Annotated in this window: 25 protein-coding genes; 10 read left to right on the forward strand and 15 right to left on the reverse strand. The window is 68.7% G+C overall.

Features of this window, described 5'->3' with window-relative positions:
• Nucleotides 1-21: 21 nt before the first annotated feature.
• The gene (locus tag ASD38_RS20675) at nt 22-1,032 is read right to left on the reverse strand and encodes a polyprenyl synthetase family protein (protein ID WP_162250259.1); all 1,011 of its coding nucleotides are present in this window, start codon (nt 1,030-1,032) and stop codon (nt 22-24) included.
• A 239-nt stretch (nt 1,033-1,271) separates the two neighbouring features.
• Here ASD38_RS20675 and ASD38_RS20680 point away from each other — a divergent pair, with 239 nt between their 5' ends.
• Entirely contained in the window at nt 1,272-1,934 is a 663-nt protein-coding gene (locus tag ASD38_RS20680; protein WP_235523924.1) for a tRNA1(Val) (adenine(37)-N6)-methyltransferase, read from the forward strand.
• A 28-nt stretch (nt 1,935-1,962) separates the two neighbouring features.
• Here the strand turns inward: ASD38_RS20680 and ASD38_RS20685 are convergent, their stop codons facing one another.
• Entirely contained in the window at nt 1,963-2,526 is a 564-nt protein-coding gene (locus ASD38_RS20685; protein WP_056445703.1) for a nucleoside 2-deoxyribosyltransferase, read from the reverse strand.
• 50 nt (nt 2,527-2,576) lie between these two features.
• On the opposite strand from ASD38_RS20685, the gene ASD38_RS20690 reads away from it, so the two are divergent.
• Nucleotides 2,577-3,389 (forward strand): CAP domain-containing protein, encoded by an 813-nt coding sequence (locus tag ASD38_RS20690; protein ID WP_056463034.1) that lies wholly within the window; start codon nt 2,577-2,579, stop codon nt 3,387-3,389.
• 145 nt (nt 3,390-3,534) lie between these two features.
• Here the strand turns inward: ASD38_RS20690 and ASD38_RS20695 are convergent, their stop codons facing one another.
• Together ASD38_RS20695 and ilvC are read right to left on the reverse strand one after the other, a co-directional pair.
• On the reverse strand, nt 3,535-4,119 hold the full coding sequence (locus tag ASD38_RS20695; RefSeq protein ID WP_056463037.1) for a YceI family protein: 585 nt from the start codon (nt 4,117-4,119) through the stop codon (nt 3,535-3,537).
• Nucleotides 4,120-4,252: 133 nt separating this feature from the next.
• Nucleotides 4,253-5,272 (reverse strand): ketol-acid reductoisomerase, encoded by a 1,020-nt coding sequence (gene ilvC, locus ASD38_RS20700; RefSeq protein WP_056445712.1) that lies wholly within the window; start codon nt 5,270-5,272, stop codon nt 4,253-4,255.
• Between the two features lie 167 nt (nt 5,273-5,439).
• Here ilvC and ASD38_RS20705 point away from each other — a divergent pair, with 167 nt between their 5' ends.
• Nucleotides 5,440-6,387: an NAD(P)H-dependent oxidoreductase gene (locus ASD38_RS20705; RefSeq protein WP_082554861.1), complete on the forward strand. Its 948-nt coding sequence runs from the start codon at nt 5,440-5,442 to the stop codon at nt 6,385-6,387.
• Nucleotides 6,388-6,432: 45 nt separating this feature from the next.
• Here ASD38_RS20705 and ASD38_RS20710 read toward each other — a convergent pair whose 3' ends face one another.
• Nucleotides 6,433-7,371, reverse strand: a complete 939-nt coding sequence (locus ASD38_RS20710) for an RcnB family protein (RefSeq protein ID WP_056463040.1) — start codon at nt 7,369-7,371, stop codon at nt 6,433-6,435.
• 126 nt (nt 7,372-7,497) lie between these two features.
• Between ASD38_RS20710 and ASD38_RS20715 the strand changes: the two genes are divergently transcribed.
• The 6 genes from ASD38_RS20715 (at nt 7,498) to ASD38_RS20740 (ending at nt 11,449) form a co-directional block, all read left to right on the forward strand.
• Nucleotides 7,498-8,052 carry a DUF924 family protein gene (locus ASD38_RS20715; protein WP_056463043.1) on the forward strand — a complete coding sequence of 185 codons (555 nt, stop codon included), beginning with the start codon at nt 7,498-7,500 and terminating at the stop codon, nt 8,050-8,052.
• A gap of 107 nt (nt 8,053-8,159) precedes the next feature.
• The gene (locus ASD38_RS20720) at nt 8,160-9,032 is read left to right on the forward strand and encodes a thymidylate synthase (protein ID WP_056463045.1); all 873 of its coding nucleotides are present in this window, start codon (nt 8,160-8,162) and stop codon (nt 9,030-9,032) included.
• Nucleotides 9,029-9,457: a PaaI family thioesterase gene (locus ASD38_RS20725; protein ID WP_056463047.1), complete on the forward strand. Its 429-nt coding sequence runs from the start codon at nt 9,029-9,031 to the stop codon at nt 9,455-9,457. Before ASD38_RS20720 ends, ASD38_RS20725 begins: the two co-directional genes overlap by 4 nt.
• 69 nt (nt 9,458-9,526) lie before the next feature.
• Nucleotides 9,527-10,042 (forward strand): dihydrofolate reductase, encoded by a 516-nt coding sequence (locus ASD38_RS20730; RefSeq protein ID WP_056463050.1) that lies wholly within the window; start codon nt 9,527-9,529, stop codon nt 10,040-10,042.
• Nucleotides 10,039-10,452, forward strand: a complete 414-nt coding sequence (locus ASD38_RS20735) for a hypothetical protein (protein ID WP_235523917.1) — start codon at nt 10,039-10,041, stop codon at nt 10,450-10,452. The genes ASD38_RS20730 and ASD38_RS20735 overlap by 4 nt, the downstream gene beginning before the upstream one ends.
• A gap of 85 nt (nt 10,453-10,537) precedes the next feature.
• Nucleotides 10,538-11,449 carry an SMP-30/gluconolactonase/LRE family protein gene (locus ASD38_RS20740; protein WP_056463056.1) on the forward strand — a complete coding sequence of 304 codons (912 nt, stop codon included), beginning with the start codon at nt 10,538-10,540 and terminating at the stop codon, nt 11,447-11,449.
• A gap of 129 nt (nt 11,450-11,578) precedes the next feature.
• Here the strand turns inward: ASD38_RS20740 and ASD38_RS20745 are convergent, their stop codons facing one another.
• The 5 genes from ASD38_RS20745 to ASD38_RS20765 form a co-directional block, all read right to left on the reverse strand.
• Complete coding sequence (locus ASD38_RS20745; protein ID WP_056463058.1) at nt 11,579-12,670, reverse strand: NADH:flavin oxidoreductase; 1,092 nt, start codon at nt 12,668-12,670, stop codon at nt 11,579-11,581.
• Nucleotides 12,671-12,796: 126 nt separating this feature from the next.
• Nucleotides 12,797-14,008: an acyl-CoA dehydrogenase family protein gene (locus tag ASD38_RS20750; RefSeq protein ID WP_056463061.1), complete on the reverse strand. Its 1,212-nt coding sequence runs from the start codon at nt 14,006-14,008 to the stop codon at nt 12,797-12,799.
• A gap of 5 nt (nt 14,009-14,013) precedes the next feature.
• Nucleotides 14,014-14,304: a putative quinol monooxygenase gene (locus tag ASD38_RS20755; RefSeq protein WP_056445741.1), complete on the reverse strand. Its 291-nt coding sequence runs from the start codon at nt 14,302-14,304 to the stop codon at nt 14,014-14,016.
• A 249-nt stretch (nt 14,305-14,553) separates the two neighbouring features.
• Nucleotides 14,554-14,841: a hypothetical protein gene (locus ASD38_RS20760; RefSeq protein WP_056445745.1), complete on the reverse strand. Its 288-nt coding sequence runs from the start codon at nt 14,839-14,841 to the stop codon at nt 14,554-14,556.
• Nucleotides 14,842-14,966: 125 nt separating this feature from the next.
• Nucleotides 14,967-15,662 carry a J domain-containing protein gene (locus ASD38_RS20765; RefSeq protein ID WP_056463064.1) on the reverse strand — a complete coding sequence of 232 codons (696 nt, stop codon included), beginning with the start codon at nt 15,660-15,662 and terminating at the stop codon, nt 14,967-14,969.
• Between the two features lie 370 nt (nt 15,663-16,032).
• On the opposite strand from ASD38_RS20765, the gene ASD38_RS20770 reads away from it, so the two are divergent.
• On the forward strand, nt 16,033-16,944 hold the full coding sequence (locus tag ASD38_RS20770) for a hypothetical protein (RefSeq protein WP_056463067.1): 912 nt from the start codon (nt 16,033-16,035) through the stop codon (nt 16,942-16,944).
• 48 nt (nt 16,945-16,992) lie between these two features.
• Here the strand turns inward: ASD38_RS20770 and ASD38_RS20775 are convergent, their stop codons facing one another.
• The 5 genes from ASD38_RS20775 to ASD38_RS20795 form a co-directional block, all read right to left on the reverse strand.
• A complete protein-coding gene (locus tag ASD38_RS20775; RefSeq protein ID WP_056463070.1) occupies nt 16,993-18,441 on the reverse strand; it encodes a GH1 family beta-glucosidase in 1,449 nt (482 codons plus the stop codon).
• Between the two features lie 92 nt (nt 18,442-18,533).
• Nucleotides 18,534-20,357, reverse strand: coding sequence for a DUF885 domain-containing protein (locus ASD38_RS20780; protein WP_056463073.1), 1,824 nt, complete (start codon nt 20,355-20,357; stop codon nt 18,534-18,536).
• 231 nt (nt 20,358-20,588) lie between these two features.
• A complete protein-coding gene (gene metH, locus ASD38_RS20785) occupies nt 20,589-23,258 on the reverse strand; it encodes a methionine synthase (protein ID WP_056463076.1) in 2,670 nt (889 codons plus the stop codon).
• Complete coding sequence (locus ASD38_RS20790) at nt 23,255-23,656, reverse strand: DUF4259 domain-containing protein (protein ID WP_056463078.1); 402 nt, start codon at nt 23,654-23,656, stop codon at nt 23,255-23,257. Before ASD38_RS20790 ends, metH begins: the two co-directional genes overlap by 4 nt.
• Before the next feature lie 2 nt (nt 23,657-23,658).
• A complete protein-coding gene (locus ASD38_RS20795; protein ID WP_056463081.1) occupies nt 23,659-24,663 on the reverse strand; it encodes a D-alanine--D-alanine ligase family protein in 1,005 nt (334 codons plus the stop codon).
• Between the last annotated feature and the right edge of the window lie 4 nt (nt 24,664-24,667).

The raw sequence follows: 24,667 nt of genomic DNA on the forward strand, positions 1-24,667 counted from the left end.
GATCCCCCCGCCCACGTCATGTCAGGTTCGCCGGCTGACCGCGAAGTCGGCCAGGCTCTCCAGGCTCAGGCGCCAGTCGTTGGCCGGGAAGCCGGACAACGCCGCCTTGGCCTTGTCGGCATAGCCTCCAGCCAGATCCAGCGTAGCCTCCAGCGATCCGGTGCCGACGATCAGCTCGCGGGCCCGGCGGAAGTCGGCCTCGGTCTGCTCGCGACGGCCGATGGCCCGCTCCCAGAATTCGGCCTCGCGCGGACCCGAGCGGGCGATGGCCAGCAGCAGCGGCAAGGTGGCCTTGCCTTCGCGGAAGTCGTCGCCGGCGTTCTTGCCCAGGGCCTCGGTCGTGCCGCCGTAGTCCAGGGCGTCGTCGGCCAGCTGGAAGGCCAGGCCCAGGTTCATGCCGTAGGCGCGCAGGGCGTCCGACTGGCTCGGAGAGACTCCGGCGGAGACGCCGCCGGCTTCCGAGGCCGCGGCGAACAGCTCGGCGGTCTTGGCGCCGATGATTTCGAGATAGAGCGCCTGCGATAGGTTCAGGTCGTGGCTGCGGGTGAGCTGCAGCACCTCGCCCTCGGCGATGACCCGGCTGGCCTTGGCCAGGATCTCCAGCGCCTTCATCGAGTTGGTCTCGACCATCAGCTCGAAGGCCCGGGCGAACAGGAAGTCGCCGACCAGCACGCTCTGGGCCGCGCCCCAGATCAGGTGGGCCGCGACCTTGCCGCGCCGCAACTGGCTGCCGTCGACCACGTCGTCGTGCAGCAGGGTGGCGGTGTGGATGAATTCGACGGCGGCGGCCAGCTTCAGGCAGGTGTCGTTGTCCGACCCGGCCAGGCGCGCGGCGGCCACGGTGAGCAGCGGGCGCAGGCGCTTGCCGCCGGCGGCGATCAGATGCTCGGCCAGGGCGGGAATGACCGGAACCTCGCTCTGCATGCGCGCGGTGATCAGGGCGTCGACCCCGGCCATGTCGGCGGCGGCCAGCCGCACGAGACGATCCACCGATCCCGGCTCCCGGGCGAGGGTCGCTGCAGCTGCGTCCAAAACCATACTCTCCCTGCTGACGCCCGCCGGCGGTCGGCGTGCGCCTCGCGTCCCTCGGGCTTGATCAGCCGTTGCGAGCGACAATGCTGGCGGGATAGGTCAGGGTCAAGGCGAGCACAAGGCTTGAAACGTTGCCGGACGAGATACCCGCCCCTCCGAACCCCTCGGGGGTCACCGAAGACACCGTCCTGAACGGCCGCGTCAGGCTGCGCCAGCCCGTGGCGGGCTACCGGGCGGGCATGGACGCGGCTCTCTTGGCGGCCGCCTGCGACGCCGGTTCGGGCGAGCGGGTGATCGAGGCCGGCTGCGGCGTCGGCGGCGCCTTGCTGGCGGCGGCGGCCCGGCGGCCGGGCGCCCGATTCGTCGGATTGGAGCGTGACCCCGCCGCCGCCGACCTGGCGCGGGGCAATGTCGTGCTCAACGCCCTGCGGGATCGTGTCGAGATCGTCTCCGGCGATGTCGAGCGCGGCTTTCGGGCCCTGGACCTGCCGGTGTTCGACGCGGTGATCGGCAATCCGCCGTTTTTCGACGATCCCGGCGCCCTGCGCGCGCCCTCTCCCGAGAAATCCGGGGCCTGGATGGCCGACGGCGGGTTGGCGGCCTGGACGGGCTTCTGCCTGAAGGCGGTGCGCGAGGGCGGGACCATCACCCTGATCCACCGCGCCGACCGCCTGGCCGACATCCTGGCCCTGCTGGCCCCCAAGGCCGGCTCGTTCAAGATCCGCCCGGTGGCGCCCTTCGCCGACGCCCCGGCCAAGCGGGTGATCGTGCGGGCGATCAAGACCGGCAAGGCGCCGCTGATCCTGCTGCCGCCGCTGGTGCTGCACGACCGCGAGGGATCGGGACATTCGGCGGCGGCCGAGGCGATCCTGCGGGGCGATGCTGGACTAGGATGGACGTAGGGACGGGTTCACCTCACCCACTTGCCCCCTACTCCGCGTACAGCGTCAACGCCTCCAGGCACATTTCCAGGCCCGTCAGGTCGTGGAGCGGGTCGTCGGTGATGATCACGAACAGGCGGCGGGCCTCGGCCCACAGCATCAGGGTCTCGGGCAGGCCGAAGTCCTCGACCACGCAGCCGTCGCCGTCACGCCAGACGCCGTGCTCGTCGCGCTGGGCGCCGACATGCACCTCGACCCGGTCGACATATTCGGCCTCGCTTTCGTCGGCGATGTTCACATAGGCCATGATCGGCCGCCCCAGTCCGGCCAGCACCCCGGCCTCGAAAGCGGCGGCGCTGGCGCAGGACGGGCCGCGGAACGGGGTCAGGTTGATGATCCCGGCGTCGGCCTGTCGCAGCTTGGCCATCCTCTCGGCATAGAGTTCGCGGGCCTGGATCTCGACATTGTCGGCCTGGATCTCGACGATGGCGGGAGCGGTCAGGCCGGTGAAGCCGTTGTCTAGGCATAGGGCGCGCTGACGCGAACCTTGCGCCTCGGCATCAGGAAGCCAAGGCTCGGGTCCGGACAGCCAGATGGAACGTACGGGTCTCATAGACCCTTAGAGCTTGCCGAAACGGGACGCTGTCAACCGCCTAGAGGACCATGAACGCCCCAAACCGCCGCACGCTGATCGCCGCGACCGCTTCCGCCCTGGTCACGCCATGTCTCGTCCCCAACCCCGCGCGGGCCGCCATGAGCGCCCCCTGGCTGGCCTATGACCGCCGCCTGCGTCGCCAGCTGGCCGAGAACCGGGGTGACTTCGATCCCGACTTCGAGACCGACCTGCACGACCTGGGCGACATCTTCCGGCGCGGCCAGGGCCTCTCCGAGCTGGCGCACGACCCCGGCCTGACCCTGGCGGCCCGCGCCCACGCCGCCGACGTCGCCCGCACGAGCGTCTTCGACCACATGACCCGCGAGGGCTTCGGCCCCGCCGCCCGGGTGGGCCTGCTGGCCCGCGACCTGATCGGCGCCCCGGGCGAGAACATCGCCGAGCGGATGAACGGCAGCGGCGCGGTGCGGCCCGACCAGATCATGGGCCAGTGGAAGGGCAGCGCGGGCCACCGCGCCAACCTGCTGGCGCCCGGCTTCACCCATGTCGGCTACGGCGTGCTGCGTCAGGGCCGCGAGGTGCTCGCGGTCGGGGCCTATGCCGAGGTCTCCGCCCGCCTGGCCGCCCCCGCCCCGCTGCGGGTGGCGTCGGTCGCCGCCATCGCCGCGGCCCTGTCGAACGCCGTCCCGCGCATCGACCAGTTCTCGATCTCCGAACCCGGCGCCGAGGCCCTGATCGAGACTTATGTCGAGGCCCCCGGCGCCCGGACCCTGCCGCCGGGCGCCTGGCAGCTGCGCCCGCACCTGTCGACCGGCGCGCGGAAGCACCTGGTGGCCTGGGGGCCGGTGTTCGTGCTGGGCTAGGGCTTACCTTCGGACACGGTGCGTGATCCTCGTCCTTCGACAAGCTCAGGATGAGGACCAAGAGCAGGCGACAGCAGTAGAAAACCTCATCCTGAGCTTGTCGAAGGACGAGGTTTTCGCTTCCGAAGCCGAAAGCCGATCGGCCCTAAGGCTGCGCCACGCCCAGCGTCTCGATGCGGATGGCCACGGCGTCGCCGATCATGCCCGCCGCCCCGGCGCTGCCGAAGGCCTTGCGGCTGATCGCGCCGGTGATGGTGAAGCCGGCCTGCTTCGTGTTGTTGTTCGGGGCCGAGCCGAGCTTGTTCAGCTTGACGTCGAAGGTGGTCGGCAGGGTCACGCCCATGATGGTCAGGTCGCCGGTGACCTTGGCCGTCGTGTCGCCGGTCTTCTCCACCTTGGTGGACTTGAAGGTCATGGTCGGGTTCTTGGCCGCGTTCAGCCAGCGCTCGCCCTTGACGTGCTCGTCGCGAGTGGCGTTGGCGGTCAGCAGGCTGTCGACGGTGACCGTGGCCTCGACGCGCGACTTCTCGGGCGCGGCCTCGTCCAGCCAGATCGTGCCCTCCGACTTGGCGAAGATGCCGATCACCGAGGTGTAGCCGAAGCGGTCGATGACGAAGGTCGTCTCGGTATGGGCCTCGTCGAGCTTGTAGGCGACCTCGGCGGCGGCGGCCGGCACGGTGGTCGCGCCCAGGGCGGCGCAGGCGGTCAGGACGGCGAGCAGGCGTTTCATCGAGCGTTCCCCTCATCCCGTTCAGCGGGATCGTGCAAGCTTCACGCGAGCGACGGCGGACGGCAAGCGCCCAAACGAAAACGGCGGGCCCTTTCGAGCCCGCCGTTCGTCGTTTCAGCGATGAAGCCGAAGCCTAGTTCTTGGCCACGTCCACCAGCTTGTTCTTGGCGATCCAGGGCATCATGGCGCGCAGGCGACCGCCGACTTCCTCGATCTGGTGCTCGGCCGAGCGACGACGGGTCGCCTTGAAGCTCGGCTGGCCCACTTGGTTCTCAAGCATGAAGTCGCGGACGAACTTGCCCGACTGGATGTCTTCCAGCACGCGCTTCATCTCGGCCTTGGTTTCCGGCGTGATGATGCGCGGACCGGTGACGTATTCGCCGTACTCGGCCGTGTTGCTGATCGAGTAGTTCATGTTGGCGATGCCGCCTTCGTACATCAGGTCGACGATCAGCTTCAGTTCGTGCAGGCACTCGAAATAGGCCATTTCCGGCGCGTAGCCGGCTTCCACCAGCACTTCGAAGCCGGCGCGGACCAGCTCGACCGTGCCGCCGCAGAGGACGGCCTGCTCGCCGAACAGGTCGGTTTCGCATTCCTCGCGGAAGTTGGTCTCGATGATGCCCGAACGGCCGCCGCCGATGGCCGAGGCGTAGGCCAGGCCGAGGTCCAGGGCGTTGCCGGTGGCGTTGTGGTGCACCGCGATCAGGCAGGGCACGCCGCCGCCCTTCTGGTACTCGCCGCGCACGGTGTGGCCGGGGCCCTTGGGGGCGACCATCAGCACGTCGATGGTGTCCTTGGGTTCGATCAGGCCGAAGTGCACGTTCAGGCCGTGGGCGAACAGCAGGGCCGCGCCGTCGCGGATGTTGGGGGCGATGTCGTTCTTGTAGATCGCGGCCTGATGCTCGTCGGGCGCCAGGATCATGATCAGGTCGGCCCAGCCGGCGGCTTCGGCGACGGTCATGACCTTCAGGCCTTCGCCCTCGGCCTTCTTGGCGGTCGGCGAACCGGCGCGCAGGGCGACGGCGACGTTGCTGGCGCCGGAGTCCCGAAGGTTGAGAGCGTGCGCGTGACCTTGCGAACCATAGCCTACGATCGCGATCTTCTTGTCCAGGATGCGAGCGAGGTCGGCGTCGCGATCATAATAGACGCGCATGTTTTTTCTCCAGGACTGGTCAAATATGGCCGCCTCGCGCAACAGCGAAGCGACAAAGGCCGGGCGTTTGAGCGTTTTTTTGCCGTTTCGTCAAGGCGATGACGACAGAACACCGTGACCCGAAAGCCTCTGCGGCGACGTTTTAGACGCTGGGGCGTTCCACCGCCATGGCTAGTCCTCAAGAAGCCCCTTCAAACACGTCCAAGGACGCGCCCATCGTCTCCCCCGAACCCAGCGAGGACCGCGCCCTTCGGGTGCTGGTGATGGCCGGCTCGCAACGGCGGCACAACAGCTGCCCGGGGCTCGACTCCAAGGCGCGGGCCCTGATGCTGCGAATGGCCGCGGCCCTGCCGCCCGAGTGGCAGATCGACACCGAGGACCTGGGCAACCAGCACGGCAAGCCCAAGATCCAGGCCTGCAACGCCTGCGTCAGCTCGTCGATGGCGCTGTGCGTGTACCCTTGCAACTGCTACGGCCCGCGCAGCGCCACCCAGCCCGACCTGATGTGGGACCTGGACCTCTACGGCCGCCTGGCCCGGGCCGACGCCTGGGCCTTCATCGGCCCGACCAACTGGTACGGACCCACGACCAATTTCAAGCTGATGTTCGACCGCCTGGTCTGCGCGGCCGGCGGCAATCCGCGCCCCGACCTGATCGACAAGAAGGACACGCTGAAGGCCCAGGCCCTGGAGCGCTCGCCTCAATGGCGGCGGCTGACCAAGAACCACCTGGAAGGCCGCACGGCGGCGTTCTTCACCTATTGCGACGGCGGGGCCAACGAGATGGGCGAGGACGGGCGGCCCAGGCTGGTCAGGCGCAAGGACTGGTTCGATCCGGGCCAGGAGCCCTACACGGACGAGAAAATGGCCTATCAGGGCCTGGTCTGGCAGTGCCGCTACAGCGGGATCGAGGTTCCGGACGCCCTATGGACCGCGGGCGTGTTCGGCGAGGGCAAGCCCTACGCCGACGACCAGACCGACGACATGATGACCGAGACCGACCACGTGGCTCAATTCGACGCCTGGGTCGAAGGTTTCATCGCCCACGTGGCGTTGAAGGGGATCGTGGCGACCAAGGACGACGAGCGGGCGGCGAAATCGACGACGAACCTCTGAGATCCGGACGGGGACGCACGCTGGCGCGCGTCCCCGCTTTTCGGTCTACCAGAACAGGCCGTAATAGACGCTCAGGACCTGGCCGCTCCAGACGTCGACCAGCAGGGCGTCATTGCCGACGCGGACCCACTCGCAGCCGACCGGCGGGAACGGCAGGCCATATTGCCAGGCGTCCAGATAGTAGGACTGGCCGTACCAGCCGCCCGGCAGGTAGTCGCCGAACGACCAATGGCGAACATAGTAGCCGCGCGGATAGCGGTAGGCGCCGACACGATAGCGCTGCGACGCGTGATAGGCCGGCCGGTAGCGACGCTGGTCGTAGCGCTGGCGGTCATTGTCGCGGGTGCGCCATTGGCCGTTGTACTGGCCGCCCCGTCCTTGTTCGGCGCGTCCTTGATCGCCGCGTCCAGGACCGCGATCCCAGCCGCCGTTCTGGCCGTCGCGGTTCCTGTCGCCGCGATCGGCGCGGTTCTGGTCGCCGCGGTTCTGGTCCCAGCGACCTTGGTCGCCGCGGTTCTGATCGCCCCGGTTCTGATCGCCGCGCGCCTGATCTCGGCGGTCCTCGCCGCCGCCGCGTCCACCCTGGCGCCAGCCGCCTTCGCGGCCTTGCTGCGGGCTCTGGGCCTGGGGCGCGGGCGCGGGCTGCTGCGGCGGTTGGGCCTGGGGCGCCGGGCGAGCGCCGCCGTCACGGTCGGGTCGAGCGCCGCGATCGCCGCGTTCACCGCCGGATTGACGCCAGCCGCCCTGATCGCCGCCCTGGGGCCGGGCTTGAGCTTGCGGTTGAGCCTGCGGTTGCTCTTGCGGCTGGGTCTGCGGTTGCTGTGGTTGCGACCGTTGCTGGCGCCAGCCGCCGCCTTCGCCCGAGTCGCGTCCGCCGCGTCGATCCAGGTGATCCTGCATTCCGCCCAGCCCCGCGCCGGCGGCCTGGGCCGAGGCCCCGCCCAGCAGGGACAGGACCAAGGCGGTCGTGATCAGACGTTTCATCGCTTTCCAAATGCTCCAAGGGGCCTTGTGCCGGCCCTGTCGCTCATCCCTTGTATTGAGTGTCGCCCGTGCTCCATGAACCGCGTTTGAACGACGCCCTTTCGAAAGACACCCAGGGGATCCGCCATGACCGCCAAACCGCAGGACGTTCTGGGCTTCTGGACCGCCGCCGGTCCGGACAAGTGGTTCGCCAAGTCAGACGCCTTCGACTCGGCCATCCGCCTGAAGTTCGAACCCGTCCACCTGGCCGCCGCGCGCGGCAAGTACGACGCCTGGGCCGCCGACCCCGAGGGCGCCCTGGCCCTGATCATCCTGCTGGACCAGTTCCCCCGCAACCTCTACCGCGACAGCGGCCACGCCTTCGCCACCGACGGCAAGGCCCGCTCGATCGCCGTCGCCGCCGTGGCGGCCGGCCACGACAAGGCCGTCGCGCCCGAGCTGCGGCCGTTCTTCTATCTGCCCTACGAGCATTCGGAGTCGCTGGCCGACCAGGAGACCTGCATCGCCCTGTGCGAAGGGCTGCTGAAGGACACCGGCGACGCCGACACCCTGAAATGGGCCATCGTCCACCGCGACATCATCGCCCGCTTCGGCCGCTTCCCGCACCGGAACAAGGCCCTGGGCCGCACCACGACGGCGGCCGAGCAGGCGTTCCTGGACGAGGGCGGGTTCGCGGGGTGATTGGCCGCCCTTCCCTCCCATAAAGGGGCGGGAAAAGTCCCGTGAGCCTGTGGACCATCGTCCATGCCGCACTACCCAGCGGCCCGATTCGCCCCCAAAGTCCGACCATGAACGCCATCGCGCCCATCCACGCCGAACAGGCCGCCGCCGACCATCCCGAGCGGCAGTATCTGAACCTGCTCGCCGACATCCTGGAGAACGGCGTCCAGCGCGGCGACCGCACCGGCACCGGCACCCTGGGCGTGTTCGGCCGGCAGATCCGCTTCGACCTGTCCAAGGGCTTCCCGGTCCTGACCACCAAGAAGCTGCACCTGCGCTCGATCATCGTCGAACTGCTGTGGTTCCTGCGCGGCGACACCAACGTAAAGTACCTGCAGGACAACGGCTGCAAGATCTGGGACGAGTGGGCCGACGAGAACGGCGACCTGGGTCCCGTGTACGGCAAGCAGTGGCGCTCGTGGGCCGCGCCCGCCAAAGACGGAAAGAGCAACCAGTCGATCGACCAGATCGCCAACCTGGTCGAGGGCCTGAAGACCAATCCCAACGGCCGCCGCCACATCGTCAGCGCCTGGAACCCGGCCGACGTCGAGGACATGGCCCTGCCGCCCTGTCACTGCCTGTTCCAGTTCTTCGTCGCCCCCGATGGAGAAGGTGGCGGAAAGCTCAGCTGCCAGCTCTACCAGCGCAGCGCCGACGTCTTCCTGGGCGTGCCGTTCAACATCGCCTCCTACGCCCTGCTGACCATGATGGTCGCCCAGGTGACGGGCCTGAAGCCCGGCGAGTTCGTCCACACCTTCGGCGACGCGCACCTCTATCTGAACCACCTGGACCAGGCCCGCGAGCAGCTCCAGCGCGAGCCCAAGCCCTTCCCCACCCTGAAGATGGCCGACAAGCGCGACCTGTTCGCCTTCGACTACGAGGACTTCCAGCTGGAAGGCTACGAGGCCCACCCGCACATCAAGGCGGCGGTCGCCGTTTGACCTGGGCCACCGACCGGCTCGACCAACTCAAGGGCGGCGACGTCGTCCTGCCGCCGGTGGTTCAAACGCTTCAGCTCGGCGGTCTCGACGACTGGGGCGAGGGCTGGGCGCGCAAGACCTGGACCCCGGCGCCGGAGCTGCTGAACGCCGACGGCTCGCTGTTCGGCGGCTACATCGCCGCCCTGGCCGACCAGATCCTGGCCTTCGCGGCCATGACCGTCGCGCCCGGCGACGCCATGTTCCGCACCAGCAACCTGAAGGTCGACTTCATCCGGGTCGGCAAGGCGGAAATCCTGACGATCGAAGGCCGCGTGGTCGCCAGGACCAAGAGCATGATCCACGTCGAGGCCGACTTCCGCCGCCCGGATGGCGAGCTGATCGCCCGCGCCTCGGCGCAGCAGATGGTGGTTCCGTTCGGCGGCTGATCGTCCGCTAACGTCGTACGCCCGACAGACCGGGTGGCCGCATCGCCCGACGCAGGGTAAACAGGGCCCATGTCCGTTATCCTTACCGTCGGCCCCGTCGCCCGCTCGCTCAACGGCGTCATCGGCCGCGACAACGACCTGCCCTGGCGGCTGAAGTCCGACCTGGCGATCTTCAAGGCGTGCACGATGGGCAAGCCCGTGATCATGGGACGCAAGACCTGGGACAGCCTGCCCAGGAAGCCCCTGCCCGGGCGGATGAACATCGTGCTGTCGCGCGACGGCTCGTTCGAGCCGCCCCAGGCCGTGGTCTGCGAAAGCTTCCTGGAGGCCGTGCAGATGGCCAAGGAACAGGCGGCCGAGGACGGCATCGACGAGGTCTGCGTGATCGGCGGCCGCGCCCTGTTCGAGACCGCCCTGCCCAAGGCGAGGCGCCTGTACCTCACCGAAGTGCAGGCGGAGGTCGAAGGCGACGTCAGCTTCCCCGCCTTCGACGAGGCGGCCTGGACGGAAGTGCGTCGCGAGGCGCATTCTGCGGGTCCCGACGACGACCACGCCTTCGTTTTTCGTGTGCTGGAGCGCCGATGATGCGACCCCGTTCCTGGTCTTTGGCCGCCCTGCTCGGCGCTATCGCCCTTTGCGTCGGCCTGACCGGCGTCGCCTCGGCCGACGTCAGCCTGGGCCAGAGCGACAGCCTGGCGCGGGCCGCGGCCACCGACGTGGTGGTGTTCAACGTGGTCAAGGTGCGGCCGCTGGACGGCGGCGAGGTCGCCTCCTGCCGGGTCTTCGGCCGGGCGATCCGGGCCGAGCGCGGCAAACGCTTCCGGCCCCGGCAGTCGGTGCGCCTGACCGTGCCTTGCGCGACGCAGGGCGCGGACGCCTCGGACGCCACGCCCAAGTGGGTGGACCGCGAGGCCCTGGTGCGCTCGGCTCACGGCCGCGCCTTCCTGGGCGGCGACGGCGGGCTGATCGCCTACGAGCTCTATGATCTGAACTGACGCATCGTCAGCCTTGCGGGGCCGTTCAAACGCCCGTTTACTCCCTCTGTACGCCCGCTAGAGGCGTCATCCCAGGGAGAGACGCATGGAGCTGGAACTCGTCGCCGAGGACCTGCGGTTTCCGGAAGGCCCGATCGCCATGGCCGACGGCTCGGTGATCCTCACCGAGATCCAGGGCCAGGTCCTGACCCGCGTGCATCCCGACGGCCGCAAGGAGACCGTCGCCGAGGTCCCCGGCGGTCCCAACGGCGCGGCCGTCGGCCCGGACGGGGCGATCTATGTCACCAACAACGGCGGCGCCTTCCAGTTCTTCGACATGGGCGGTCTGAACGTCCCCGGCCCCACCCCGCCCTCGCACACGGGCGGCTCGATCCAGCGCGTCGACATCGCCACGGGGAAGGTCGCCACGCTCTACACCGAATGCGACGGCAAGCCCCTGGTCGGCCCCAACGATCTGGTGTTCGACAGGCAGGGCGGCTTCTGGTTCACCGACCACGGCTGCAGCACGCCCGAGGGCCGCAAGTTCGGGGCCCTCTATTACGCCCTGGCCGACGGTTCGCAGATCACCCGCTGGCGCGACCACTTCGTCTCGCCCAACGGCGTGGGCCTCTCGCCCGACGAGAAGACCGTCTACATGGCCGACACCCTGCTGGGCCGCCTGTGGTCGTTCGACATCGCCTCGCCAGGGGTGCTGGCCGATCCGGTCCCGCTTCTGCCCGGCAACGTGGTCTGCAACCTGCCGGGCTATCAGCTGCTGGACAGCCTGGCGGTCGAGGCCGACGGCAAGGTTTGCGTGGCCACGATCATCAACGGCGGGATCACCGCCTTCTCGCCGGACGGCTCCACCGAGCACTTCGCCGTGCCCGACGTGATCGTCACCAACATCTGCTTCGGCGGGGCCGACATGCGCGACGCGTGGATCACCGCGTCGGGGACGGGGAAACTGTACAAGGCGCGGTGGCCGCGGGCGGGGTTGAGGTTGAACTTCAACGGGTAGTTCCTCCCCCTGTGGGGGAGGTGTCGGCGCAGCCGACGGAGGGGGGAGTTTGCCGAGGTGGGTCTGCTCCCCCCACCGGCGCGTCGCGCCGCCTCCCCCACGGGGGGAGGTTCTTGTCAGGCCAGTCGCCTAGTACAGCACCCCCAGCGCCGAGCGCTCGAAGCTCTTCAGCTCGTCCTCGCGGCCGTCGCGGATCTTCACCACCCATTCGGGGTCCTGCAGGAGCGCGCGGCCGACGCCGACCAGGTCGAACTCGCCGCGCTCCAGGCGCTCCAGCAGGCCGTCGATCGAGGCTGGCTGGCTGCCTTCGCCGCCGAAGGCCGCGATGAACTCGCCCGACAGGCCCACCGAGCCGACGGTGATGGTCGGGGCGCCGGTCAGCTTCTTGGCCCAGCCGGCGAAGTTCAGGTCGGATCCCTCGAACTCCGGCTCCCAGAACCGGCGTTGCGAGCAGTGGAAGATGTCGGCGCCGGCATCGGCCAGCGGCTGCAGCCAGGCCTCCAGCAGTTGGGGGGTCTCGGCGTTCTTGACCGCGTAGTCCTGTTGCTTCCACTGCGACAGGCGGATGATCACTGGATAGTCGGGACCGACGGCGGCGCGGACGGCCTTCAGGATCTCGGCGGCGAACTTGCTGCGCTCGCCGATGCTGGGCCCGCCGAACACGTCGCCGCGGACATTGGTGCCGTTCCAGAAAAACTGGTCGATCAGGTAGCCGTGGGCGCCGTGAAGTTCGATGGCGTCGAAGCCCAGCAGCTTGGCGTTGGCGGCGGCGCTGGCGAAGGCTTGAATCGTGTCCGCGACGTCCTCGTCGGTCATCGGCTCGGTGAACGGGTTGCCGCCGGCCTTGGACAGGCCCGAGGGGCTGTCGATCTTGCCCAGCACGTCCTTGCCCTTGGCCGAACCCACGTGCCACAGCTGCGGGGCGATCAGACCGCCGGCGGCGTGCACCTCGTCGACCACCGTCTTCCAGGCCGCCAGTTCCTTTTCGCCATGGAAGCGCGGGACGTTGGCGTCGTTCAGCGAGGCCGGCCGGGCCACGCCCGTGCCCTCGGTAACGATCAGCCCGACCTGGTTCTCGGCGCGGCGGCGGTAATAGGCGGCCACCTCGTCGGTGGCCACGCCGCCCGGCGAGAACGACCGGGTCATCGGCGCCATCACCACCCGGTTGGGCAGCTTCAGCGACTTGAATTCGAACGGCTTGAACAGGGCGTCGAGGGCCATGGCGGCTCCGGAGAAAACATTTGTTTGAAAAGCTTATGCGGTGGGTTTCGTTTCAGGACCACCCAGAAAAACTGAAATGGCGATTGCACGGCTGGGGACAGGCGTATGCGCCTGTCCCCAATGCGATCAAAGCCCCAGCACCAGCTTGGTGATGATGTTCTTCTGGATCTCGCTGGAGCCCGCGTAGATCGTGGTCTTGCGGTAGCTGAAATAGGCCGGGGCGGCGGGGCCTGCGTAGTCCGGCCCGGCGCGGCCGTCGTTGGTCGGGGCCCAGGTGTCGCGCACGAACGGCGCGGCGTAGGATCCGACCGCCTCGAGCGCCAGTTCGGTGATCGCCTGCTGGGTTTCCGAGCCCGCCAGCTTCAGCATCGACGAGGCCGGCCCCACCGCCTTGCCCGCCCCGCGCCCGGAGAAGATCCGCAGTTCGGTGGCGTTCAACGACTCCACGGCGATCTCCAGCTCGGCGATCTTGCGGCGGAAGTCCGGGTCCTCGATCAGCGCCCCGCCATCGTCGGCCCGCTCGGCCGACGCGATCTTCTTGACCTTGCGCAGCATGTGCATCAGGCCCGGCGCGTAGGCGTTGCCGCGCTCGAACTCCAGCAGGTACTTGGCGTAGGTCCAGCCCTTGTTCTCCTCGCCGATCCGGTTGGCGACCGGCACGCGGACATTGTCGAAGAAGACCTGGTTGATCTCCTGCTCGCCCTCGGCCGGGCCGTCCAGGGTGGGCAGCGGCTTGATCTGGATGCCCGGCAGGGTCATCGGCAGCAGCAGGAAGCTGATGCCCTCCTGCGGCTTGCCCTCGGTGGAGGTGCGCACCAGGCAGAACATCCAGTCGGCCCACTGGGCGTGGGTGGTCCAGATTTTCGAGCCGTTCAGCACATAGTCGTCGCCGTCGCGCTCGGCCTTCATCTGAAGCGAGGCCAGGTCCGATCCCGAGCCGGGTTCGGAATAGCCCTGGCACCACCAGATGTCGGACGACAGGATCGGCGGCAGGTGCTGGGCCTTCTGCTCGGGCGTGCCGAACGCCATGACCACCGGCGCGCACATCTTCAGCCCCATCGGCGAGGGATTGGGCGTGCCGGCCAGCGCCAGCTCCATGTTGAAGATGTAGCGCTGCGACGGCGTGAAGCCGGCCCCGCCCAGCTCGACCGGCCAGTCAGGAGCCGCCCAGCCGCGCTCGAACAGCTTCTTCTGCCACTTCACCTGGCCGGCCTTGTCCAGATAGCCGTTCTTCGACTGCGCCGCCTTGCGGCGCAGGTCGTCGTCGAAGGCCGTGGCGATCCAGTCGCGGACCTCTTGCTGGAAGGCCAGGTCCTCGGCCGAGAAGGCGAGATCCAAGGCCCCTACTCCACCGCGTCGAGATATTCGATCTCGGGGCGGCCGGCCATGAACGGCCCCATGGCCGCGCCGGCGGCCTTGAAGTAGTCGGTCCCGCCATGATGCTTGAGGGCGTCTTCCGAGGCGTAGAGCTCCAGCACCTTGTAGACGCCGGCCTCGGTCTTGCTGCGGGTCAGTTGATAGGTCAGGCAGCCCGGCTCGTTGGCCTTCACCTTGGCCGCCAGGCCGAGGAACACCTTTTCGAAGTCGCCCGCCTTGTCCGGCTGAACCTTCAGCACCGCCACCACGCCGATCATGTCGTCCTCCCGAGGCCTTCGGCCAAACGCTTGTTTGAAGGCAGTGTCGGGGAAGCGGCGGCATAGGGCAAGGGGTCTAGCGCTCTACCTTCACAACCGTCATCCCGGGCCTTGTGCCCGGGACCCCTGATTCAGCTGACGGTGAAGTAGAATGGCGCGCCAGCGCGCCACCCTCCTGCCCTTGCGGCAGACAGAGGGGTCCCGGGCACAAGGCCCGGGATGACGGTGATCTTGTGGTGAAGGCCTTATCTACCGCCGCTCGTTCCAGCCGTAGGCCACCCACGAGTGGCCGCCCATGTGGCGGGCTTCGATCAGGCCGGGGTCGCCGCTGGGGGCGGCGGCGGTCGCGCCGCGACCGCGCAGGGCGAAGGCGGCGAGGCCGAGAAGGGCCGTGGCCATGAAGCCGATGACCACCAGGGTGGCGGCGAACACCACCGCGATAACAGCGGCGACGGCGACGGCGATGGAGGTCGCGACGGCACCGGCCAGCGTGGCCAGGCTGCGCCAAGCGATACCGGTAGCCTTAGCTGTCTCCATCATCGTCCTCGCAGGCGTGCCCCGCCCATGGATTCAAGATGGGGCGCCAGTACTGAACGTCAACTGAACACCCGACCAATCATTCCGCAAAATGAATTCCGCGCTAACCACCGCGAATTGGCGGTTTAGCTGGCGCCGAGTCCCGCCAGTTCGCGACGCTCGCGCATCACCGTGCTGAAGGCGGCGTTGATCGCGGCCGACTTGGCCTCGGCCACCTCGATGAACTCCAGCGGCAGGCCGCGGGCCCGGGCGCGGTCGGGGTGGGCCTCCGACATCGCCGCGCGCCAGGCCGAGTGCACCACCGCGTCGTCGGCGTCGGCCGGCACGTCGAGGATGCGGTAGGGATCGTCCGGCCCGGTCCCGACATGGGTGGCGGTCAGGCGGCGGAACGACAGCGGCGACATGCCGAACAGATCGGCCACGCGCTCAAGATAGCTAAGCTCCTCCTGGGTCACCGCCCCGTCGGCCTTGGCAATATGGAACAGGCCGTCCAGCACGTCCTCGAGGATCTGCGGGCAGGTGCGATAACGCTTGGCCAGCCGCTTGGCGTAGCTCTCGAAGCCGTGCGTGGTCTGCCGGGCCAGGTCGTACAGGCGATGGATGTTGTTTTCCGACTCCGGGTCGGGATGAAACACCTCGGCGAAGGCGGCGTATTCGTCGCCGTCGGCCGATCCGTCGGCCTTGGCCAGCTTCGCGCCCAGCGCCGTGACCGCCGTCGAGAACGCGGGATCCTGCCCCGGCAGACCGGGCGGACATTCCTGGCATTCCGCCATGTCCAACCGTCGCGCGGCCAGGGTTGCGATGTTGCGCCAGAAGGTCATGGTTGCGACGAAAATCCAGAAGCGTGGCGGAGGTATGACGGGGGCGATACGTCGCCCGCCTCTCAACGGATCACGCTCCCGTTTTGCCTTCTAGCATAAAAAAGTCGCGTCCCCACCCGGTCCTTGCTGCGGCGCACATTGAAACTTTGTAACGTACGGAGGAACGGCCAAGGTTCGCAACGCTCGGCTGCACACAGAAATCTTTGCCCGGAGCGGGAGCGTTTGGCCGATCCGTTCGTTATGGTGGCGCTTGACCGACCGCGGTGCAAAACACCTCGGCGCCATGCTCCGGTCCCAATGCGACCGGAAATGCTCTATTCGAATGCGACCGACTCTCTGAGCGACGCCCCATAAGAGGACTTCCGCCCGCATGGCGACCGCCTTCCTTCTCGCCCTGGCCCTGATCGCCCAGGATGCCCCCGTCTCCACCGCGCCGACCGCCACCGCTCCCCCGCCTCGCACCACTCCGGCCAACACGCCGCCGACGGACGACTACGGTTATGTCGGCTGGTGCTATGGCGCGCTGGGCGGCTATGTCGAGCTGTACGACAAGGTGATGCCCGAGGTCACCCGCATCGAGAAGGCCTTCCCCGGTCCCGACGGCTTCGCGGCCTCGATGAAGGAATATCCGGCGCTGCGCGACCAGGCCAAGAAGGACCTGGTGGTCTACCGCTCGGCCATCGTCGCGGCCGAGAAGGCCAGCCCCCGTCCGATCTCGGAATATGGCGCGGCGGCGATCAAGAAGGGCCACTCGGTCTGGAGCGGCGCCGATCAGGTCGAGAAGGCGCGCTTGGCCCAGGTGTGGATGAGCTGGAGCCCGCCCGGCGACTGCGACAGCCGCGCCAAGACCCTGGAGACCAAGTCCAACCTGTTCGGCCAGGCCCTGAACTATAACGTCAAGAAGGACCAGGCGCCCGCCGCCGCCCCGGCCGAACCGACGCCCGCCCCAGACGCCGTCAAGGAAGAAGCCGCTCCAGCGGCCGCCGCGCCCGAGGCGCCGGCCCCGATCGCGGAGGCGCCCGCCGCGGCCGAAGCGCCCGCCGCCGAGGCCCCGCCCGCCAAGGCGCCGGTCAAGGCCACGACGACCGCCAAGCCGTCCACGACCAAGACGGCGGCCAAAAAGCCCGCCGATCTGCCGCCGATCGGCGCCAAGCCCGCGGCCATGCCGATCGCCGCCAAGGGCGAGGTCATCATCGATCCCGCCAATCCCCAGCCCTGCGCCGGCAGCCTGATCCCCGCCAAGCGCGGCGGCAAGAACGTGCTGATCTGCAAGGCGGACTAGGGCCGGCGCCGATTGGGGACATGCCCATGGGCATGTCCCCAGCCGCACCTAAGTCGTCGGCAGCAACCCCGTCGTCGCCACCTGCTTGAACCACCCGTACGACGCCTTGGGCGTGCGTACGCCGGTCGTCCGGTCCATCGCCACCAGGCCGAACTTGGAGGTGTAGCCGATGTCCCATTCCCAGTTGTCGATCAGGGTCCAGGTGAAGTAGCCGCCGATCCGCGAACCGGCCTCCATCGCGCTCTTCACCGCCTCGAGATGGCGGCGCAGGTACTGGCATCGGAAACCGTCGTCGATCACCGCCGGGCCATCGCCGAACGGGTCGGAGCAGCCGTTCTCGGTGATCATCACCGGCGGGTTGCCGTAGTCGCGGCGGACCATCTCCAGCACCTGCGCCAGGCCCGACGGATCGATCTGTCGGCCGAAGGCGTCCAGCTCCGCCCCCTTCGGCGGCGCGCCGGGGGCGATGTGGCTGGGGCTGGCCAGGTCCAGCTTCACATAGGCCGGGGCGTAGTAGTTGACCCCCAGGAAGTCGATCGGCTGATGGACGGTCTTCAGGTCGCCGTCGCGGACGCACCCCTTGAGGAAGTCGTCCATCAGCTTCGGATAGGTCCCCTTCAGCAGCGGGTCCAGCCAGGCCCGGTTCCACAGGGCGTCCAGCCCGTCGGACGCTGGACGGTTCCAGAACGCCAGGGGCCCGCCCGAAGGCCGACACGGCTGCAGCGCCTGGGTCGTGCCGATCCGCAGGTCGCCGCGGGCCGCGCGCAGGGCCTGGATCGCCAGGCCCTGGCCCAGGTTCATGTGGTGGGTGGTCGGGCCCAGCAGGGCGATGTCCTTCAACCCCGGCGCTTGTTCGCCCAGCACGTGGCCGAACACCGTGTGCACGGCCGGCTCGTTGAGGGTGATGAAGTGTTTGAGCCGGTCGCCCAGCCGCCCGGCCACGGCGGCGGCGTAGTCGGCGAAGCTCTTGGCGGTGTCGCGCGCGCTCCAGCCGCCCTTGTCCTGCAGGGCCTGGGGCAGGTCCCAGTGGAACAGGGTGGCGTAGGGCGTGACCCCCTTGGCCAGGCAGGCGTCGACCAGGCGGTCGTAGTGGTCCAGCCCCGGGGCGTTGACCGTCCCCGAGCCGGTGGGCAGGACCCGCGACCAGGCGATCGAGAAGCGGAAGGCCTTAAGCCCCGCCCCGGCGATCAGGTCGACGTCCTCGGCGTAGCGGCGATAGCTGTCGGTGGCGACATCGGCGTTCGAGCCGTCCTTGATCCGCCCCGGCTGCTTCTCGAAGGTGTCCCAGATGCTGAGGCCGCGGCCGTCGGCGTTGGGCGAGCCTTCGGTCTGGAAGGCCGCCGTCGCCACGCCCCAGACGAAGTCGTTCGGGAACTGGCGGGACTTGATCGTGGCCTCTGTCTGGCCCACGCGGTCGCAGCCGCTCAAGGTCGCGCTGGCCGCGCCTCCGACCGCCAGCGCGCCCAACGCGCGGCGGCTAATGCCCCTGTCGCCCACCTTCGCCCCCTATGCCCCGCCGAGGGTCGAACGCCCTCGTGCGGGGTCAGGATGAACGCAAAGCGCGAGCTTTGGCTAGCCTGCCCTTTAGGTCAGGCCCGCCGCCCCTTCACATAGGCGTCGATCACCCCCTCCAGCTCGGTCAGCGGGACGTTGCCGCCCATCACCACCGCGTCGTCGAAGGTGCGCAGGTCGAAGCGGCCGCCTAGGGCGGCCTGGGCCTTGCCGCGCAGGCGAACGATCTGGCTGTGACCGACCTTGTAGCCGCAGGCCTGGCCCGGCCAGGCGCAGTAGCGATCGACCTCGCCCTGCACTTCCTCGCGGGTCGAGCCGTTGGTGGCCACGAACCAGTCGATGGCCTGGTCGCGGGTCCAGCGCTTGGCGTGGATGCCGGTGTCGACCACCAGGCGGCAGGCCCGGAAGGCGATGGACTGGAGGTAACCCAGCTGGCCCAGCGGATCGCCGTCATAGGCGCCCAGCTCGTCGGCCAACTGTTCCGCGTAGAGGGCCCAGCCTTCCGAATAGGCGTTGAAGGCCAGCAGCGAGCGGACCAGCGGCAGCTTGTAGGTGTATTCGCCCTGCCAGATGTGGCCGGGCAGGCCCTCGTGATAGGTCAGGGTCGGCAGGCCGTAGCGCGGCCACATGCCCGTGTCGCGCAGGTTGATGTAGTAATTGCCCGGCACCGTGCCGTCGATCGAGCCGGCCGCCGCGTAGCCGCCCGGCGCGCCATCCTGGATCTCGACCGGCACCCGCTTGATCAGCAGATTGCCCGGAACCAGCGTGGCGAAGGCGCGTGGCAAACGCGCGCGGATGTCGGCCACCCGGCCGTTCAGATAGGCCAGGATCTGGGCCCGGCCTTCGTCGGTGTTGGGAAACAGGTTCTTGGGATCCTCGCCCAGGGCCTTCATCCGCGCGCCGACGCTGCCCTGGCTCAGGCCCTGGGCCTTCAGCAGCGTGTCCATGCGCGAAGACAGCGCCTTCAGCTCCTCCTGGCCCATCTGGTGGACCTCGTCGGGCGTCATGCGGCTGGTCGTGCCGGCCCGCAGCGCCCAGGCGTAGTAGGCCTCGCCGTTGGGCAGCTTCCAGGCGCCGGCGTCGGTCCCGGCCTTGGCGCGGTGGGCGGTCAGCTCGGCGATCTGGCGGTCCATGGCCGGCGCGATCTTGCCCTCGACGATGGCGGCGGCGCGGCGCGCGTGGTCGCCGGGGATGTCCCTGGCCTTCTTGGCCAGCGAGGTGACCAGGCCCCAGTCGGCGATCGGCGCGGCCCGCGCGCCTTTCTGCTGCTTCAGGGTCTTTTCCAGCAGGAAGTCCGGGGCAATCACGCCCAGGGCGCCGTCGTGCTTCAGGCGCGCCGTCTCGCCGTCCAGCTGGGCGGCGTAGAGCTCCAGGCGGTGGAGATAGGCCTCGATGTCGGCGACGCCCGTCACGCCGTGCAGGCTGTCGAGGAAGTCAGGCGTCTCGACGAAGGCCCCGGTGTTCTGGGCCACCACGTAGGGCGCGTTGCGATACGACCACTGCGACGACAGGCCGATGGCGTCGCCATACGGGAAGTCGAAGCCTTCGACGGCCAGTTCGTGGGCGGTCTGGACGACGCCCAGATCGAGCGCGGTCGCCGGGCTCAGTCCCTTGCGGTCGACCGCCTTCATCCGGGCGACCCGCGCCTTGGCGGCGGCGGCCAGCTTGCCGCGGCCTTCCAGCGAGCGGTCGGTCAGGGTGGCCTTCAGGGCGGCCCGCGCGCCCTTGTCCAGGCCGAGCGCGGAAGCGTTCTCGGGATATTCCCGCATCAGGTCCTCGGCGACCGAGGACAGCAGGGCCTCGGCGGCGGCGTCGCCGGGCGCGGCGGCCAAAGCGCTCCCGCCGAACGCGGCGGCGGCCGCGCCGAGGGCTAGAACGTCACGTCGATTGAACTGGCTCACGCTGGATCTCCCCGGATTCGGAGAGAGTCCTAGCGCGGCTTTTCATCAGAACGAACCTGATCCTTCTCCCCTTGCGGGAGAAGGTGTCGGCCGAAGGCTGACGGATGAGGGGTCTCTCAAACGAAGCCCGCCGCGACCGGCCTTTCGGTTGATCGCGGCGGTGATGTCCTTCAACCCCTCACCCGACCTCGCTTCGCGAGGCCACCCTCTCCCGCAAGGGGAGAGGGAAAATTACGCCGCCTCCCCCCGCGCCCGGGCGCCGGGGTCGTAGTTGAGGATCGGCGACAGCCACTTCTCGGCCTTGGCCAGGTCCCAGCCCTTTCGGCGGGCGTAATCCTCGACCTGGTCGAGATCGACCTTGCCGACGCCGAAATAGTGCGACTGCGGGTGGCTGAAATAGAAGCCCGACACCGCCGCCCCGGGGCTCATGGCGTAGCTCTCGGTCAGGATCATGCCGGTGGCCGCTTCGGCGTCCAGCAGCTTGAACAGGGTGCCCTTCTCGGTGTGGTCGGGCTGGGCCGGATAGCCGGGGGCCGGGCGGATGCCCCGGTACTTCTCGGCGATCATGATGTCGATGTCCTCGCGCTCGTCCTTGGCATAGCCCCACAGCTCGACACGAGCCTTGTAGTGCAGCCACTCGGCGAAGGCCTCGGCCAGGCGGTCTGCCAGGGCCGAGGCCATGATGGCGCTGTAGTCGTCGCCGGCCTCCTTGAAGCGCTTGACGATCTCGTCCTCGCCGTGGCCGGCGGTGACGGCGAAGCCGCCCATGTAGTCGCCCCCCTGCCCGATCGGCGCGACGAAGTCGGCCAAGGCCAGGTTGGCCTTGCCCTCGGACTTGTCCATCTGCTGGCGCAGGGTGAACAGGCGGGCCAGTTCGGTCGAGCGGCTTTCGTCCGTATAGAGAACGATGTCGTCGCCGTCGGCCTGGGCCGGCCAGAAGCCGACCACGCCCTTGGCCCCGAACCACTTCTCGGCGACGACCTTGTCGAGCATCTCGCGGGCGTCGCGATAGAGGTCGGTGGCGGCCTCGCCGACCACGTCGTCCTCCAGGATCTGCGGGAAGCGGCCGATCAGCTCCCAGCTGGCGAAGAACGGCGACCAGTCGATGAACGGGACCAGCTCCTCCAGCGACGGCTCGAAGGCGCGCGCGCCGATGAAGCTGGGCTTGGGCGGCGCATAGCCGTTCCAGTCGATGTCGAACTTGCGCTTGCGGGCGTCGGCGATCTTGGTGCGCGCCTTGGCCGTCTGGCCGCGGGCGTACTGCTCGCGGATGCGGACATATTCGGCGCGGGTCTCGGCCTGCAGGCGATCCCGTTCGCTGGCCGACAGCAGGCCCGAGACCACGCCCACGGCCCGGCTGGCGTCCAGCACATAGGTGGTGGAGCCCTTGTGGTAGGCCGGCTCGATCTTGACCGCGGTGTGGGTGCGGCTGGTGGTGGCCCCGCCGATCAGCAGCGGCATGGTGAAGCCCTGGCGCTCCATCTCAGAGGCCACGAACACCATCTCGTCCAGCGACGGGGTGATCAGGCCCGACAGGCCGATCATGTCGACGTTGTGCTTCCTGGCCTCTTCCAGAATGCGGTCGGCCGGGACCATCACGCCCAGGTCGATGACCTCGTAGTTGTTGCACTGCAGGACCACGCCGACGATGTTCTTGCCGATGTCGTGGACGTCGCCCTTGACGGTGGCCATCAGGATGCGGCCGGCCTGCTCGCGCGGCTTGCCGGCCTTCTCGGCCTCCATGAACGGCTCCAGCCAGGCCACGGCCTGCTTCATCACCCGGGCCGACTTGACCACCTGGGGCAGGAACATCTTGCCCGAGCCGAACAGGTCGCCGACCACGTTCATGCCGTCCATCAGGTGGCCTTCGATCACGTGCAGGGGCCGCTCGACCGACAGGCGCGCCTCTTCCGTGTCCTGATCGATATAGTCGGTGATGCCGTTGACCAGGGCGTGGGTGATGCGCTCGTTCACCGAGCCCTTGCGCCATTCCAGGTTGGTGGTCTGGACCTGGCTCTTGTCGCCCTTGTAGCGCGGGGCCATGTCGACCAGCCGCTCGGTGTTGGAAACGTTGGTGCGCTGCGGGCGGTTGAGGATCACGTCCTCGACGGCCTCGCGCAGTTCGGCGTCCAGGGTGTCGTAGACCGGCAGGTCGCCGGCGTTGACGATGCCCATGTCCATGCCCGCCTCGATGGCGTGGTACAGGAACACCGAGTGGATGGCCCGGCGCACCGGCTCGTTGCCGCGGAAGCTGAACGAGACGTTCGACACCCCGCCCGAGACGCGGGCGTAGGGGCAGCGCTTCTTGATCTCGCGCGTGGCCTCGATGAAGTCGACGGCGTAGTTGTCGTGCTCCTCGATCCCGGTCGCCACGGCGAAGATGTTGGGGTCGAAGATGATGTCTTCCGGTGGGAAGCCCACCTTGTCGACCAGGATGCGGTAGGCCTTCTCGCAGATCTCGATCTTGCGGGCGGCGGTGTCGGCCTGGCCGACCTCGTCGAAGGCCATGACCACCACGGCCGCGCCGTAGCGCAGGCACAGCTTGGCCTGCTCGATGAACTTGGCCTCGCCTTCCTTCATCGAGATCGAGTTGACGATGGCCTTGCCCTGCACGCACTTCAGGCCGGCCTCGATCACCTCCCACTTGGAGCTGTCGATCATCACCGGCGCCCGGGCGATGTCGGGCTCGGCCGCCATCAGGTTCAGGAAGGTGATCATGGCCTGCTTCGAATCCAGCAGGCCCTCGTCCATGTTGACGTCGATGACCTGGGCGCCGGCCTCGACCTGCTGGCGGGCCACCGACAGGGCGGCCGGATAGTCGCCCTCGACCACCAGCTTCTTGAACTTGGCCGAGCCGGTGACGTTGGTGCGCTCACCAATGTTGACGAAGACAGGTCTCATTGGGCGGTGCTCAAGGTCGATTGCAGGGCGGCGATCTGGGTCAGCCACGCGTCGTGGTCGTCACCCTCCTGCCAGAGTTCGTCGAGTTCGGAGGCCGGGGCGACCACGCGCGCCAGGGCCGAGCGGGCCAGGGCGACAGCCCCTTCCGGCGGCGCGCCGAGGGCGGCCTTCAGCTCGCGGTGATTGTCGGGCAGGATCGTCACGTCGCCGACCGAGGCGGCGACGATGGCGGCGGCGGCCACGGCGATCTGCCCCTCCGGCGCTTCCAGATAGCCCGCCGTCCTGGTCACGTGGTCGAGGATCTGCACCACCGTGCGCCAGTCGGCCGCCTCGGCCAGGTCGTCGATGAAATCCAAGGCGTCGTCGTTGTCGAAAGGTCCGTGGGCCCAGGCGCTCATGATCAGGCCGCCCCTTCGCTGACGTGTTTGGCGCGGGCGACCGCCAGGGCGATCTGGCCGTCGAGGAAGTCGCGGAACGCGATGCCCTGGGCCTTCAGCGACTTGGGATACAGCGACGCGGCGGTCATGCCCGGCAGGGTGTTGATCTCCAGGAAGATCGGGCCGTTCGGGGTGACGATGAAGTCGCTGCGCGAATAACCGCCGGCCCCGACGGTCTTGTGGGCCTTCAGGGCGGCCTCCTGCATGGCGGCGTTGACCTGCGGCGCGAACGTGGCCGGGCAGATCTCTTCGGTCGTCTTGGCCAGGTACTTGCCGACATAGTCGAAGGCGCCGTCAGCCGGGCGGATCTCGACCGGCGGCAGGGCGAACACCTTGCCGTCCTGCTCCAGCACCCCGCAGGTGGCCTCGGCGCCGGCCACGAAAGGCTCGATCACATAGGCCTCGCGGGCGGCGGCGGCCTTCAGGGTCTCCAGGTCGGCGGCTTCGTTGACGAAGATCAGGCCGTAGCTGGAGCCGTCGGCCACCGGCTTGGCGACCAGCTTGCCGTACTTGGCCAGGGCGGCTTCGGCGTCGGCCAGTGCGACGGTCGAGGGCGCGACGACGCCGGCCTTGGCCACGGCGGCCTTGGTGGCGATCTTGTCGAAGGCCAGGCGGCTGGACTGGCTGTCCGAGCCGGTGAAGGCCACGCCGCGCGCCTCGCACAGGGCCGCCAGGTCGCCGTTCTCGGCCGCGCCGCCGTGCATGCCCAGCACCAGCACGCGGTCCTCGGCCTTGGCCTTGTCGAGCGCGGCTTCGACGCCGCCGATCGGCGCGCCCTCGGTGGGCAGGTCGATCTCGAACGGCCGCTCGTGGGCCTGCAGCACGGCGTCGCTGGCCACATAGACCTGGTCGTCGGGGGCCCAGAACCACAGGTCGGCGTCCGGCAAGGCGGCGGACAACGCCTTGGCGCTGGCCACCGACACCAGGCGCTCGCGGCTCATGCCGCCGAAAAGAAGAGTCGTACGCATCGTC

Source organism: Caulobacter sp. Root487D2Y (genome assembly GCF_001427165.1).
Taxonomy (GTDB): domain Bacteria; phylum Pseudomonadota; class Alphaproteobacteria; order Caulobacterales; family Caulobacteraceae; genus Caulobacter.